Genomic DNA, 14976 nt, shown 5'->3' with positions numbered 1-14976 from the left:
TCATCTGCCGAGCCACATAGAAAAGAGGACTGAATGGCAAGTAACAACGTAGCCCAATTTGCCACCGAGCTGAAAATGCCGGCGGATTTGCTACTGACCCAGCTGCGATCTGCCGGAGTTGAAAAAAGCTCCGAGTCCGATCCTTTGTCAAAAGAAGACAAGGACCGTCTCCTGGAGCATCTGCGTCGCGTACGCGGAGCAGCTCCGGAAGGCGAAAAGAAGAAAATTACGCTGACCCGCAAAGAAACGACTGAAATCAAGCAAGCTGATTCCACCGGCAAGTCGCGCACGATTCAAGTGGAAGTGCGCAAGAAGCGCACCTTCATCAAGCGTGACGAGCCTGCTGCGGAAGAAGTCGCTGCTGCTCCGGCCGTTGCTCCTGCAACTGACCCGGCGGAAGTCGAGCGTCGTGCTGAAGAAGCGCGTCGTCACGCTGAGCTGATCGCCCGTCAGGAAGCTGATCTGCGTGAAAAGCAAGAGCGCCTGGCGCAACTCGAAGCTGAAAAGATCGAGCAAGCCAAGGCCGCCGAGCTGGAAGCGAAGAAAGCCCAGCAGGAAGCCAAGCAGGCTGCCGAAGAAGAAGCCAAGCAAGCGGCTGCAGAAGCTGCGGAAAAAGCCAAGACCAACGTTGACGCCAGCGCTGGTGCGCCTGCGCCTGCCAAGGCTGCGGAAGATACCGCTGCGGAAGAAAAGAAACGCGCTGCTGCCGAAGAAGCCAAGAAGAAGGCTGCACAGGTCGCCAAGGAAGCTACGGAGCGCGCTGCTGCGGCTGAACGCGCCCGTAAAGCGGTGGAAGACGAAGTTGCACAGATCAAGGCCATGATGAATGCGCCGCGTCGCGTGGTGAAGGCTCCAGAGCCAGCACCGGCGCCTGCTGCAACCAAGACATCCGAAGGCACCTTGCACAAGCCGGCTGATAAAAAGCCTGGCGAGAAAAAGGACGACAAGAAGGCACCGGTCGCTGTCGACAAGAAGTCGATCAAGTCGGCCAACGTCTCGTCGACTTGGCAAGATGACGCTGCGAAGAAGCGCGGCACCGGCATGAAGACACGCGGCAATACCGGCACTGGCGGCCGTGACGGCTGGCGCGCAGGTCCGAAGGGCCGCCGCAATTCGCATCATGACGACCATGAAAGCAATTTCCAGGCGCCGACTGAAGCGGTCATCAAGGACGTGCACGTTCCGGAAACCATCACTGTCGCTGAAATTGCGCACAAGATGTCGGTCAAGGCTTCTGAAGTCATCAAGCATCTGATGAAGCTGGGCCAGATGGTCACCATCAACCAGGTGCTGGACCAGGAAACCGCCATGATCGTGGTGGAAGAAATGGGCCATCGCGCGCATCCTGCCAAACTGGACGATCCTGAAGCCTTGTTGGAAGAAGGTGCAGAACATCCTGACGCCGAAATGTTGCCGCGCGCACCGGTCGTTACCGTCATGGGTCACGTTGACCACGGTAAAACCTCGCTGCTGGATTACATCCGCCGCGCCAAGGTTGCTTCCGGCGAAGCCGGCGGCATTACTCAGCATATCGGTGCATACCACGTGGAAACACCGCGCGGCATGATCACCTTCCTCGACACCCCGGGCCACGAAGCGTTTACCGCAATGCGTGCCCGTGGCGCCAAGGCGACCGACATCGTTATTCTGGTGGTGGCAGCCGACGACGGCGTGATGCCGCAAACCAAGGAAGCGATCGCTCACGCGAAGGCCGGTGGCGTGCCGCTGGTCGTGGCGATCAACAAGATCGACAAGCAGGGCGCCAATCTGGACCGCGTCAAGCAGGAACTGGTCGCTGAAGGCGTCGTGCCGGAAGAATACGGTGGCGAGTCGCCATTCATCTCCGTGTCTGCGAAGACCGGCGAAGGCATCGACTCCCTGCTGGAAAACGTCTTGCTGCAAGCCGAAGTGCTGGAGTTGAAAGCCGCTGTCGACGTCCCCGCCAAGGGGCTGGTCATCGAAGCCAAGCTCGACAAGGGCCGCGGTCCGGTGGCAACGATTCTGGTGCAGTCCGGTACGTTGAAGCGCGGCGACGTTGTGCTGGCAGGTTCGGCCTACGGCCGTGTCCGTGCGATGCTGGACGAAAGCGGCAAGAGCATTACTGAAGCCGGTCCGTCGATCCCTGTTGAAATCCAGGGTTTGACCGAAGTGCCGAGCGCCGGTGAAGAAGTGCTGGTCATGACGGATGAGCGCAAGGCGCGCGAAATCGGTCTGTTCCGCCAAGGTAAGTTCCGCGACGTCAAGCTGGCCAAGCAGCAAGCTGCGAAGCTGGAAAACATGTTTGAACAGATGGCCGAAGGCGAGGTCAAGAACCTGCCGATGATCATCAAGACCGACGTGCAAGGTTCGCAAGAAGCGCTGGTGCAATCGCTGCAAAAACTGTCCAACGCCGAAGTGCGTGTTCAGGTGGTGCATGCAGCAGTCGGTGGTATTTCCGAAAACGACGTCAACCTCGCGGTGGCATCGAAGGCGGTCATCATCGGCTTCAACACCCGTGCCGATGCATCTGCTCGCAAGCTGGCCGAAGCCAACGGCGTCGACATTCGTTACTACAACATCATTTACGATGCGGTAGACGAAGTGAAGGCGGCGATGTCGGGCATGCTGGCGCCGGAGAAGCGCGAACAGGCCCTGGGTCTGGTCGAGATTCGCCAGGTGTTCGTGGTCAGCAAGGTCGGTTCGATCGCAGGTTGCTACGTGCTCGAAGGTCTGGTCAAGCGCGGTTCTTCGGTGCGCCTGTTGCGCAACAACGTGGTGCTGTGGACCGGCGAACTGGATTCGCTCAAGCGCTTCAAGGACGACGTCAAGGAAGTCAAATCCGGCTTCGAGTGCGGTCTGTCGTTGAAGAACTACAATGATATCCAGGAAGGCGATCAGCTGGAGATTTTCGAAGTACAGGAAGTCGCACGTACTTTGTAATTCGCAAGCAAGAAGAAGGGCAGGCAATCCGGTATTGAACCGGATGCCTGCCCGGTTTCATTCAGGTTTCCAAAGAATTTCAACAAATGCAGTTCAATGCCGGCCACGTTTGACGTAGTGCAGCTATCGCGAGATAGTGCAGCGTCGGGCGAGTCGGCCGAGGTCAGTTTCTCAGCATGGCAAAACACAGCAAATCCATTCCAGGGCGCGGTCTGCGCGTCGCCGATCAGATTCAGCGCGATCTGTCGGAAATCATCGCATTCGAGTTGAAAGACCCGCGTGTGGGGATGGTCACGATCACCGAAGTGCAAGTGACGCCGGACTATGCGCATGCCAAGATTTTTTTCACGACCCTGAAGGACGACAAGCAGGCGATCCAGGACACGCTGACCGGTTTGTCCAAGGCTTCGGGTTTCCTGCGTGGTCAGCTGGGCCGTCGTCTGACTATTCATACGCTGCCTGATTTACATTTTGTGCACGATAACTCGACCGTGCGCGGCATTGAAATGTCGCGTCTGATCGACGAGGCCAATGCCACGCGTGCCAAGGATGCCGACGAAAACTGAGTTTTTCACGATGGCTTGATGCTTAGAATTTGAAGCACGCCATCGCCGCATCGATTGACGATTTCTCCGGATTTAACACCCATGGCGCATTCATCGCCTTCGCAACCTCGCCCTCCCAGGATTCCGCGCGTACCCGTACACGGCGTGCTGCTGTTGGACAAGCCGGTGGGCTGGTCGAGTAACGACGCATTGATCAAGGCCAAGCGCTTGCTGAACGCACTCAAGGCCGGACACACCGGTACGCTTGATCCGTTCGCGACCGGCTTATTGCCGCTGTGCTTCGGCGAGGCGACCAAGTTTTCGCAGGATTTGCTGGAAGCGGACAAGACGTATGAAGCCGTTGTCCATCTGGGTATCGTCACCAATACCGGCGACACGGAAGGCGAAGTGCTGAGCACCAAACCGGTTGATGTCAACGTTGAACAGATTGAATCGGCGTTGCAGCAGTTTCGCGGCGAGATTTCGCAAGTGCCGCCGATGCATTCGGCGCTCAAGCGCGACGGCAAGCCCTTGTACGAATATGCGCGCGCCGGCATCACGCTGGAACGCGAAGCGCGAAAGGTGACGATTCATCAGCTGGAATTGCTGGGTTACGAAGCGCCGTTCTTGCGAATTCGCGTGGTGTGCAGCAAGGGCACTTACATTCGCGTGCTTGGCGAAGATATCGGCGCGCTGCTTGGTTGTGGCGCCCATCTGAATCAGTTGCGGCGCACCGGCGTCGGCGCGTTGACGCTGGAGGGCAGCGTGACGCTTGACCAGTTCATCGCGCTGGAAGACGGCCAGCGCACCCAGGCCTTGCTGCCGGTAGACGGTTTGCTGACGACATTTCCGGCGGTGATGCTGACGGATGTGCTGACTGAGCGGTTTTTGCACGGACAGCGTCTGGCGCTTGGCAAGGAAGGCATTGCATTGCCCGCAGAATCAGGCCGGGCAAGGGTTTATCAGGAAAGTAACGGGCGCCTTCTGGGCACCGGTTTAATGCAGGAATTCGGCATACTGGCGCCGGAAAGGCTGATTTCGACCTTGTCGAACTAGTGGCTCGCAGCAGCAGTAATTGCGGTACTCGCCAGTTGGAATGAAAGTACAGCAACTCTTTGAAATTATTAGGCTTTTTAAGTTCGTGCGTCGCAACATGTTATAATGCGCGCCTCTCAGGATTCGGCAGACCAAACTAACTCAATCATGTCAAACAATAAACGCGCTATTCGCAACATCGCCATCATCGCCCACGTTGACCATGGCAAAACCACCCTCGTCGACCAATTGCTGCGCCAGTCCGGTACTTTCCGCGACAACCAGCAGGTCGATGCCCGCGTGATGGATTCGAACGATATCGAAAAAGAACGCGGCATTACCATTCTGTCGAAGAACTGCGCCGTTGAATACAAGGGTACGCACATCAACATCGTCGATACCCCAGGCCACGCCGACTTCGGCGGTGAAGTGGAGCGCGTGCTGTCGATGGTTGACAGCGTGCTGTTGCTGGTGGATGCACAAGAAGGTCCGATGCCGCAAACGCGCTTCGTGACACGTAAGGCGCTGGCGCTGGGTCTGAAGCCTATCGTCGTGGTCAACAAGATCGATCGCGAAAACGCCGATCCGCAAAAGGCCGTCAACGCCACGTTCGAACTGTTCGACAAGCTCGGCGCAACTGACGAGCAGCTGGATTTCCCAATTGTGTACGCCTCGGGTTTCAAGGGCTACGCCGGTCTGGAAGACACCGTCCGCGACGGCAACATGGAGCCGCTGTTCGACGCGATCCTGGAACACGTTCCTGCGCGTGAAGATGACCCGGACGGCCCGCTGCAACTGCAAATCACTTCGCTCGAATACTCCTCTTACGTCGGCAAGATCGGCGTTGGCCGTATCCTGCGCGGTCGCGTTCGCGGCCTGCAAGACGTGGTCTGGATGAACGGTCCCGACGACAAGCCAACCAAGGCGCGTATCAACCAGGTGCTGACTTTCCGAGGTCTGGAGCGTGTCCAGGTCGAAGAAGCGCTGGCCGGCGACATCGTCCTGATCAACGGTATCGAAGAAATCAGCATCGGTTCCACCATCTGTGCACCGGACGCGCCTGAAGGCCTGCCGATGCTCAAGATCGATGAACCGACCCTGACCATGAACTTCATGGTCAACAGCTCGCCTCTGGCCGGCCGCGAAGGCAAGTTCGTGACCACACGTCAGATCCGCGACCGTCTGGACCGCGAACTGAAATCCAACATGGCGCTGCGCGTCGTACAGGCAGAAAACGACGACTCGACCTACGAAGTGTCGGGCCGCGGCGAATTGCATCTGACGATTCTGATCGAAAACATGCGTCGCGAAGGCTACGAGCTGGCCGTGTCGCGTCCACGCGTGGTGTTCAAGATGGTCGATGGCGTGCGCCACGAGCCGTATGAAAACCTGACCGTTGACGTCGAAGAAACCAGCCAGGGCGGTGTCATGGAAGAACTGGGTCGTCGTCGCGGCGATCTGCAGAACATGGAACCGGACGGCAAGGGTCGTGTCCGTCTGGAGTACCGCATTCCGGCACGCGGCCTGATCGGCTTCCAGGGTGAATTCATGACGCTGACGCGCGGCACCGGCTTGATGAGCCACGTGTTTGACGATTACGCGCCAGTGGACAACAGCAAGGGCGAACTCGGCGGCCGTCGCAACGGCGTGCTGATTTCGCAAGACGACGGCGCTGCCGTTGCTTACGCGATCTGGAAACTGCAAGACCGCGGCCGTATGTTCGTCAGCCACAACGATCCGGTCTACGAAGGCATGATCATCGGTATTCACTCGCGCGACAACGATCTGGTCGTGAACCCGATCAAGGGCAAGCAACTGACCAACGTTCGTTCGTCGGGTACCGACGAAGCCGTTCGCCTGGTGCCGCCAATCGAAATGTCGCTGGAATACGCTGTTGAATTCATCGACGACGACGAATTGGTGGAAGTTACACCGAAGAGCATTCGCCTGCGCAAGCGCTTCCTGAAGGAACATGAGCGTAAGAAGGCATCCCGCGACGCGTAATGTAAGCGGCGTGACAGTCTGGGCGCAGTTTGCTGCGACTCACACTGGAAGGGCGGAGACAGGGCGTTTGGGTAGTTTGTGATGTGTTGATATTGGATTTGTGAATATCTGATATCAGCACAATAAAGCAGACATTCATGATGCAGTGCCATATAGTTACACCTGTCTCCTCCAATTTCCTCCTAAAGAATTGGATTTAAGCCCGCAACCGCAAGGTGAGCGGGTTTTTTTTTGCCTCGATGGTTTTTATGGCAATCTCTTGCAGGCAGGCGCTTACGCTGCCATGTTCGGATTGCCATTGTAGAAAAGTGATGTCATTTCCCTACAGTTTTTGCTGGATTTTTATTCGAGCACCGAAATTGTGCGATGCGAAATGACTAATGCTGGTTTGTGGTGCAGAATCACCCCCGCAGTATAAAAATCCTATCTCTCAAGAGGATAGAGGGGACACCAGCCCGCAACGTGAAAGCGTTGCGGGCTTTCTATTTGTAACTTGCTTGCAGGCTGCGAGGCCATGATCTGGCGTCGGGCGGTACTCCGAATCCTCGTGTACTGAAGTACATTCCAAGGGTTACGGAACTGAGGTCCGCTCCGGCCTGCAAGCAAGTTCGACCATGAACGTGGTGTGTAGCTTCCCGGCATGGCGTCGGGATCTCATTAGGAAAAGTGCATGTCTTACGGACCGAGAACAATCAGCGTGGCGCCCATGATGGACTGGACCGACCGGCACTGCCGCGTCTTCCATCGTCAGATCACGCGCCATACCTGGCTGTACACCGAAATGGTCACGACTGGGGCGCTGTTGTACGGCGACGTCGGGCGTCATCTCAATTTCAATGAAGAAGAGCATCCGGTTGCCCTGCAACTCGGCGGCAGCGAGCCGGCCGATCTGGCCAAAAGCGCGAAACTGGGCGAGCAATGGGGTTACGACGAGATCAACCTGAATTGCGGTTGTCCTTCCGAACGGGTGCAGAAGGGCGCTTTCGGCGCCTGCCTGATGGCCGAACCGACGCTGGTCGCCGATTGCGTCAAGGCCATGCGCGACGCCGTATCCATCGACGTTACCGTGAAGCATCGTATTGGTATCGATGACGTCGAGTCTTACGACTTCGTGCGCGATTTCGTCGGCAAGATCGCCGACGCCGGTAGCAAGACGTTCATCGTCCATGCCCGCAACGCCATCCTGAAAGGCCTGAGCCCGAAGGAGAACCGTGAAATCCCTCCACTCAAGTACGACTACGCGTATCGCCTCAAGCGCGACTTCCCGGCGCTGGAAATTCTGATCAACGGGGGCATCAAGACCGTGGCGGAGATCGACGAGCATCTCAAGCACGTGGATGGCGTCATGCTGGGGCGGGAGGCGTATCACAATCCTTTCCTCATGGCTGGTTTCGATACTCGCTATTACGCCGGACTCGATGGCGGGATTCAGGCCAGCCGCAATGATGTGATTGAGGCAATGATTGCTTATGCGCGCACTCAACTGGAGCTGCACGGCGACGGCGGCAAAGGTTTGCGTCTCAACAGCATCACGCGCCATATGCTCGGCCTGATGGCAGGCATGCCCGGCGCGCGCGCGTTCCGCCAGACCTTGTCGGACTCCAAGCGCCTGGCGCTGGGCAATCCGGCCTTGCTGATGGAAGCGTTGTCGCATACGCAACTGGTCACGCTGGAATAAGGCGCCAGCCTGCCTGATCAGACGTGAATCAGGCGTGAATGAAGCGGTAAGCCGACCGCAAATCCTTTAAAATACGGGGCTACTGAGGGAATTCTTTATGCCTATCGCAACAACAGAAGAAATCGTCGCCGAACTGCGCGCTGGTCGCATGGTCATCCTGGTCGACGAAGAAGATCGTGAAAATGAAGGCGACCTGGTGCTGGCCACTGATTTCGTCACGCCGGAAGCCATCAATTTCATGGTCAAGTATGCACGCGGCCTGGTGTGCCTGACCCTGACCGAAGAACATTGCGACCGTCTCGACCTGTCGATGATGTCGACCCGCAACGGCACCCAATTCGGCACCAATTTCACCGTGTCGATCGAAGCTGCGGAAGGCGTTACCACCGGCATTTCCGCCGCCGACCGCGCGCGCACGATTCAGGTGGCCGCCGCCAAAGATGCGACGCCTGCCGACATCGTGCAACCGGGACATATTTTCCCGCTGCGTGCGCAAAAGGGCGGGGTGCTCATGCGTGCCGGCCATACCGAGGCCGGTTGCGACCTGACTCAGATGGCAGGCCTGACGCCGGCTGCCGTGATTTGCGAAATCCTCAAGGACGACGGCACCATGGCGCGCCTGCCCGACTTGCTGGAATTTGCGGAAGAGCACAAACTGAAGATCGGCACCATTGCCGACCTGATCCATTATCGCAGCCAGCACGAAAGCATCATCGAGCGCGTGGCCGAGCGTGAGATGCACACCGTGCACGGCAGCTTCAAGGCCATCGCTTATCGCGACAAGCCAAGCGGCGGCGCCCATCTGGCGCTGGTGCATGGCGACATCCGTCCCGGCGAAGAGACGCTGGTGCGAGTGCATCAGCCGGTATCGATTCTGGATCTGCTGGAAACCGAAGCGACTACGCACTCGTGGAACATGGCCTCGGCCATGGCGGCGATCAAGGCGGCGCCAAGCGGCGTGGTGGTGCTGCTCAATTGCGAAGAGTCTGCCGACCAGATGTTTGCCCAGTTCGCCGCGCTCAATAGCGCCCCGTCGGCCAAGCCGACACGTGCTGATCGAATGGACCTGCGCACCTACGGTATCGGCGCGCAGATTCTGAAGGATCTGAACGTCTGCAAGATGAAGCTGTTGGCCAGCCCGCGCAAGATGCCGTCGATGACCGGTTTCAATCTGGAAGTCACCGGATATCGCGCCAAGCCGGAAGCCTGAAACAACAAAAGCAGCATAAACAGCACCGGCGGGCTGAGCATCAGATATACCGTTCCACGGTGATCGCTTGATCCGGTATTTGCAAGATGCGTGCACCGGCATTGCTGCAACACTATTCACACTCAACAGAAGCGCAAGTTTGCGTATAAGGAAAAGCCATGACTATAGGTACTTACGAATCGGATCTGAATGGCGAAGGCTTGCGTATCGGCATCGTGCAGGCGCGTTTCAATGAAGACGTCTGCCATGGTCTGCTGGCGGCTTGCCTGGCGGAGTTGAAGCATCTGGGCGTGCAAGATGAAGACATCCTGCACGTCAGCGTTCCCGGTGCGCTGGAGATTCCGCTGGCGCTGCAAAAGATGGCTGAGACCGATCAGTTTGACGCCTTGATCGCGCTGGGCGCAGTCATTCGCGGCGAGACCTATCACTTCGAGCTGGTATCCAACGAATCCGGCGCAGGCATCACACGCGTCGGTCTCGACGCCGGCATCCCGATTGCCAACGCGGTCCTGACCACGGAAAACGATGAGCAGGCTGAAGTGCGCATGGCAGTCAAGGGTGCGGACGCGGCCCGCGTCGCCGTTGAAATGGCTAACCTGGCGCTGGCGCTGGATGAACTGGCGCAAGTGTCGGAAGAAGAATAAGCACCTCGGAAACGGCGCTCGTTCTGCAGTACGGAAGCAGATGAACGAGCGGGACGATGCGCCTATCCATTTTGTATTTTGTATCGAACCGGTTTGATCTATTCACCATGACTAATAAAAATCTCCACGCCAATCCGAGCAAGAATCGCACGCCGCGTCACCGTGCGCGCGAGTTCGCATTGCAAGGCCTGTATCAATGGCTGCTCAACAACGAAGACGCCGGCGCTATTGAAGCGCACATCCGTGAAGCCCATGGTTTCGACAAGGCTGACGCTGAGCATTTCGACGTGCTGCTGTACGGTGCGATCAAGCAGGTCGCCGACCTGCGCGCCGGTCTGGCGCCGCTGATCGATCGTCCCATCACCGAACTCTCGCCGGTGGAACATGCCGCGCTGCTGATCGGCGCGTTCGAACTGAAGAACAACATTGAGATTCCCTACAAGGTCGTCATCAACGAAGCCGTTGAACTGACCAAGTCCTTCGGCGGTATCGATGGTCACAAATACGTTAACGGCGTGCTTGATCGTTTCGCTGCCAAAGTGCGCGAAACCGAAGTCGGCGCCGGTCGCCGCTAATCACCTGGCCGGTTTGTTTTGCGGATTCGCTTTGCAAATTTTTCACCGGCGGTTTTTCGATCCTGATTTTTCCGCCGTTGCCGCCGGCATGATCGCGGCGCGGCGAGTTCCGTTTTTCTACACATCCCCATGAGCTTTCACGATCTCGCGTCACGTCTGGACAACATCGCACCCTTTCATGTGATGGAGTTGGCCAAGATGGCTGCTGCCCTGGAACAACAGGGTCAGCACATCATCCACATGGGCATCGGCGAGCCCGACTTCACCGCTGCGCCCGCGGTTGTTGCCGCTGCGACACAAGCGATGATGGACGGCAAGATGCAATACACCTCGGCAACAGGTTTGCCGGCGTTACGAGAAGCGATCTCAGCGCATTATCGGCGGGTGTACGGGTTGGACATCGCGCCGACCCGAATTGTGGTCACAGCGGGCGCCTCAGCGGCCTTGTTGCTGGCCTGTGCCGCGCTGGTGGAAAAAGATACTGAAGTCCTGATGCCGGATCCTTCATATCCGTGCAATCGCCATTTCGTCGCCGCCTTTGAAGGCAAGGCCAAATTAATCGAGAGCGGACCGGAACATCGCTTTCAGTTGTCGGCAGGCATGGTGCAGAAACATTGGTCTGCAGCAACCAAAGGCGTCTTGCTGGCCTCTCCGTCGAATCCGACCGGCACCTCGATCCTGCCGGAAGAGTTGAGCAAGATCGTCGACGTCGTGCGCGAGAAAAAAGGCTTCACCATCGTCGATGAAATCTATCAGGGCTTGTCATACGAGGGCGCACCGTTCTCAGCCTTGTCGCTTGGCGAAGACATCATCGTCATTAACAGCTTCTCCAAATACTTCAACATGACCGGCTGGCGTCTCGGCTGGCTGGTGCTTCCTGAAAGCCTGGTGCCGCAAGTCGAAAAGCTCGCACAGAATTTATTCATCTGCGCATCGTCGATTGCACAGCACGCCGGCATCGCTTGCTTCGCGCCGGAATCGATCGCGCTGTATGAAGAGCGCAAAGCGGAATTCAAACGCCGCCGCGATTACATCGTGCCCCAACTCGAACGTCTCGGTTTCAAGGTGCCGGTGATGCCGGACGGCGCCTTCTATGTCTATGCGGATTGCAGTGCGCTGAGCGGCGATGCCGATCAGTTCACCATCGACATGCTCAACAAGGCCGGTGTGGTGCTGGTGCCGGGATTGGATTTCGGTCCGGCCACGGCGCATCGCTATATCCGTTTGTCGTATGCGACGTCGATGGAAAATTTGCAGGAAGCGGTTCGCCGTCTGGAAAAATATCTGGCCGAGCGATAAGCGTACTTGCAGGTGATTCACCGCAAATGCATCGCAAATAAAAAAGGAGCCCTGAGGCTCCTTTTTTCATGCCCGCTTGTTCAGCCGGCTCATGTCGTGTGAAGAAATGCGATGCTGAGAATTACAGTGCAGCGATTTCTTCCGATGCGTTCACGCCTGGCTTCTTCGGTGCCGCGGCAGCCATGTCGCCGACAGCGGTCGGCTTGGCTGGCGTCACTGCCGGCAGGGCAGGGCGCACGGCTGGCGCCGGCGCCTTGATCAGCGCGGTCGTGAAGATCGAGATGTTCTTGCCGACTGCGACTTCCTTCAGGTTCTGATATTCAGACAAGACCTTCAGGCCATAGCCGCCATCGTTCTCCATATCGGCTGCGCCAACGTAGCTCTTCAGGCCGGCTTCGACCGAACCGCCGCGGGTGACGTATTCCTTCAGGATCAGCGAGCCGACCTTGATGTTGGCAACTGGATTGAGCGCTGCCTTGACGCCGCCCAGTTCCTGGAACTTGTCGTGGTGAACCTTGGACATGACCTGCATCAGGCCTTGTGCGCCCATCGGGCTTTCCGCGAACGGATTGAAGCGCGATTCGATCGCCATCACTGCGAGGATCAGCAGCGGATCGAGCTTGATTTCACGTGCAGTCAGATACGCAGCCGACACCAGCATGTCGGTCGCATCGCCCGCAACGCGGTAACGCTTCGACAGCCAGTTGGTTACCAGTTTTTGCTGGCGCGGCGTACCGATGATCTTGCGTTCTTCATCGGTCATCGGAACCGCTGCTGCAGCGGCGACCGCTGCGGCTACAGGTGCTGCGGCAGTCAAGGCCGGCGCAGGCACGTCCATCAGATTTGCCAGCGATGGCGCTTCCGGTGCGACTTCTTCGGGTTGTTCATCCGAGAAAGGCGACAAAGCCATCAGCTTGTCGGCAAAATCCGGGTTGAAAAACATCATGCCCAAAACGAACAGGGCAGCGATACCGACCAAAGTCAGCGCGTAGTGCGCTGCGGTAAAAAAGCGACCGATTCTGCTTGGAATGGATTTCGCCCATTGCGCAGAATGGTCAACCATATCGGAGGCGGAGCTTAACTGCGCCTCGATGGGTTGGTTTAACATTGAACCTCCTGAATGTTGCAACTTACATAGGGCAAAGCCGGCCAAGAGTGAAAAACCGGATTACTGACTACATGCATCACAATCAAAACACTGCCGTCGCAAAGCGTTACGGCAAGCTACGGGTTGTTTGCGGTTACTGCAGGGCCGTCGGCTCCGGTGCAGTGCAATACAACCAAGTTCGGGGGAGAAGGCTGACGCCTTTTGATAACACTCCTTAAAAATGCCAGTGGGACCCCGTTCCCGTGAAACCTTGCGAGCTGATTCGGGTTCCTAACCCGGCTCCTTTAATCAAGGTGCGCGAATTGTAGAAGCCACTTTATATCAAGTCAATACTATTAAATCGATTTAATATAACTTTTAAGTCTTATTTTTGAGGGGGTATCCCTCCAAAAATCAATAGAATCAACCGTTTGCCCGGTCTACCTCATCTAAGGGCTGTACTCAAGAAAACCAGCGAAAAAAAATGAAATACACTGATTTACGCGATTTTATTTCGCAACTGCAACTTTCCGGAGAATTAAAACACGTCTCCGTACCCGTCTCTCCCTACCTCGAAATGACGGAAATTTGCGATCGCACCCTGCGCGCCTCCGGGCCGGCGCTGATTTTCGACAAGGTCGATGGTAAAAATATCCCGGTCCTGGCGAATCTTTTCGGTACGCCGCGCCGTGTGGCGCTCGGCATGGGCGCTGAAGATGTCAGCGAATTAAGACGCATCGGCCATTTGTTGGCGAAGCTGAAAGAACCCGAGCCGCCCAAGGGCTTTAAAGATGTCATGGGACTCGGCACGCTGGTCAAGTCGCTTTGGGACATGGCGCCCAAGGAGCGGAGTTCGGCCCCGTGCCAGGATATCGTCTGGGAAGGCAACGACGTCGACCTCGACCGCTTGCCTATCCAGCACTGCTGGCCCGGCGATGTGGCTCCTCTTATTACCTGGGGTCTGGTGATCACCAAAGGCCCTAATAAGAAGCGCCAGAATCTCGGCATCTATCGCCAGCAAGTCATCGGCCGCAACAAGGTCATCATGCGCTGGCTGGCGCATCGCGGCGGCGCGCTCGACTTCCGCGAGCACTGCATCGCCAACCCCGGCAAGCCTTATCCGATCGCCGTCGCTCTCGGCGCCGATCCCGCTACTATATTAGGAGCGGTCACACCGGTCCCGGACAGCCTGTCCGAATACCAGTTCGCCGGCCTGCTGCGCGGCAGCCGAACCGAACTGGTCAAAGCCATCGGCAGCGAGCTGCGCGTGCCGGCATCAGCCGAGATCGTACTGGAGGGGCATATCTATCCCGATGAGTCGCATCCCTCCGGCTACGAGCATGCGCTGGAAGGTCCGTACGGCGATCACACCGGTTACTATAATGAGCAGGACTGGTTCCCGGTCTTCACCATTGACCGCATCACCATGCGCCGCGATCCGATCTACCACTCCACCTACACCGGCAAACCGCCCGATGAGCCGGCTGTGCTAGGCGTTGCGCTCAATGAAGTGTTCATCCCGCTGCTGCAAAAGCAGTTCAGCGAAATCACCGACTTCTACCTGCCGCCGGAAGGCTGCAGCTATCGCATGGCGGTGGTGCAGATGAAGAAATCCTATGCCGGGCACGCCAAGCGCGTGATGTTCGGCGTATGGAGTTTCCTGCGCCAGTTCATGTATACCAAGTTCATCGTGGTGGTTGATGAAGACGTCGATATCCGCGACTGGAAAGAAGTGATCTGGGCCATCACCACGCGCGTCGATCCGGTACGCGACACGGTCATGGTCGACAACACGCCGATTGATTACCTCGACTTCGCCTCACCCGTCAGCGGCCTCGGCAGCAAGATGGGCATTGACGCCACCAACAAGTGGCCGGGTGAAACCAACCGCGAATGGGGCACCGTCATCACCATGACAGATGCGGTCAAGAAGCGTGTGGACAGTATCTGGGACGAACTCGGGATATAAATATCGGATGG

The 14976-nt window shown here is 57.4% G+C and carries 11 protein-coding genes; 10 read left to right on the top strand and 1 reads right to left on the bottom strand.

Annotated features, from left to right (window positions below; genetic code table 11):
- Window positions 1-33: 33 nt before the first annotated feature.
- From infB to AC1RN6_RS04145, 9 genes are all read left to right on the top strand, one after another.
- Window positions 34-2919 carry a translation initiation factor IF-2 gene (infB, locus tag AC1RN6_RS04185; protein ID WP_493003249.1) on the top strand — a complete coding sequence of 962 codons (2886 nt, stop codon included), beginning with the start codon at window positions 34-36 and terminating at the stop codon, window positions 2917-2919.
- 176 nt (window positions 2920-3095) lie between these two features.
- On the top strand, window positions 3096-3485 hold the full coding sequence (gene rbfA / locus AC1RN6_RS04180) for a 30S ribosome-binding factor RbfA (RefSeq protein WP_007876149.1): 390 nt from the start codon (window positions 3096-3098) through the stop codon (window positions 3483-3485).
- Window positions 3486-3566: 81 nt separating this feature from the next.
- Window positions 3567-4520, top strand: a complete 954-nt coding sequence (truB, locus tag AC1RN6_RS04175) for a tRNA pseudouridine(55) synthase TruB (RefSeq protein ID WP_493003247.1) — start codon at window positions 3567-3569, stop codon at window positions 4518-4520.
- A gap of 147 nt (window positions 4521-4667) precedes the next feature.
- A complete protein-coding gene (gene typA, locus AC1RN6_RS04170; protein WP_493003246.1) occupies window positions 4668-6503 on the top strand; it encodes a translational GTPase TypA in 1836 nt (611 codons plus the stop codon).
- A 670-nt stretch (window positions 6504-7173) separates the two neighbouring features.
- Window positions 7174-8181: a tRNA dihydrouridine(20/20a) synthase DusA gene (dusA, locus tag AC1RN6_RS04165; protein WP_493003245.1), complete on the top strand. Its 1008-nt coding sequence runs from the start codon at window positions 7174-7176 to the stop codon at window positions 8179-8181.
- 97 nt (window positions 8182-8278) lie between these two features.
- Complete coding sequence (gene ribBA / locus AC1RN6_RS04160) at window positions 8279-9391, top strand: bifunctional 3,4-dihydroxy-2-butanone-4-phosphate synthase/GTP cyclohydrolase II (RefSeq protein ID WP_493003243.1); 1113 nt, start codon at window positions 8279-8281, stop codon at window positions 9389-9391.
- Between the two features lie 158 nt (window positions 9392-9549).
- Entirely contained in the window at window positions 9550-10035 is a 486-nt protein-coding gene (gene ribH, locus AC1RN6_RS04155) for a 6,7-dimethyl-8-ribityllumazine synthase (protein ID WP_094562873.1), read from the top strand.
- A gap of 107 nt (window positions 10036-10142) precedes the next feature.
- Window positions 10143-10610 carry a transcription antitermination factor NusB gene (gene nusB / locus AC1RN6_RS04150; protein WP_050477883.1) on the top strand — a complete coding sequence of 156 codons (468 nt, stop codon included), beginning with the start codon at window positions 10143-10145 and terminating at the stop codon, window positions 10608-10610.
- 129 nt (window positions 10611-10739) lie between these two features.
- Window positions 10740-11909 (top strand): pyridoxal phosphate-dependent aminotransferase, encoded by a 1170-nt coding sequence (locus tag AC1RN6_RS04145; RefSeq protein WP_493003241.1) that lies wholly within the window; start codon window positions 10740-10742, stop codon window positions 11907-11909.
- 121 nt (window positions 11910-12030) lie between these two features.
- Here AC1RN6_RS04145 and AC1RN6_RS04140 read toward each other — a convergent pair whose 3' ends face one another.
- Entirely contained in the window at window positions 12031-13017 is a 987-nt protein-coding gene (locus AC1RN6_RS04140; RefSeq protein ID WP_493003240.1) for a transglycosylase SLT domain-containing protein, read from the bottom strand.
- 463 nt (window positions 13018-13480) lie between these two features.
- Between AC1RN6_RS04140 and ubiD the strand changes: the two genes are divergently transcribed.
- Window positions 13481-14965, top strand: a complete 1485-nt coding sequence (gene ubiD, locus AC1RN6_RS04135) for a 4-hydroxy-3-polyprenylbenzoate decarboxylase (RefSeq protein WP_493003238.1) — start codon at window positions 13481-13483, stop codon at window positions 14963-14965.
- Window positions 14966-14976 lie beyond the last annotated feature (11 nt).

The sequence above is a fragment of the Herbaspirillum sp. GW822-FHT03A08 genome (assembly GCF_058801885.1).
Note: the sequence above shows the minus strand (reverse complement) of the source record. Positions and strands in the feature narration are given on the sequence as shown.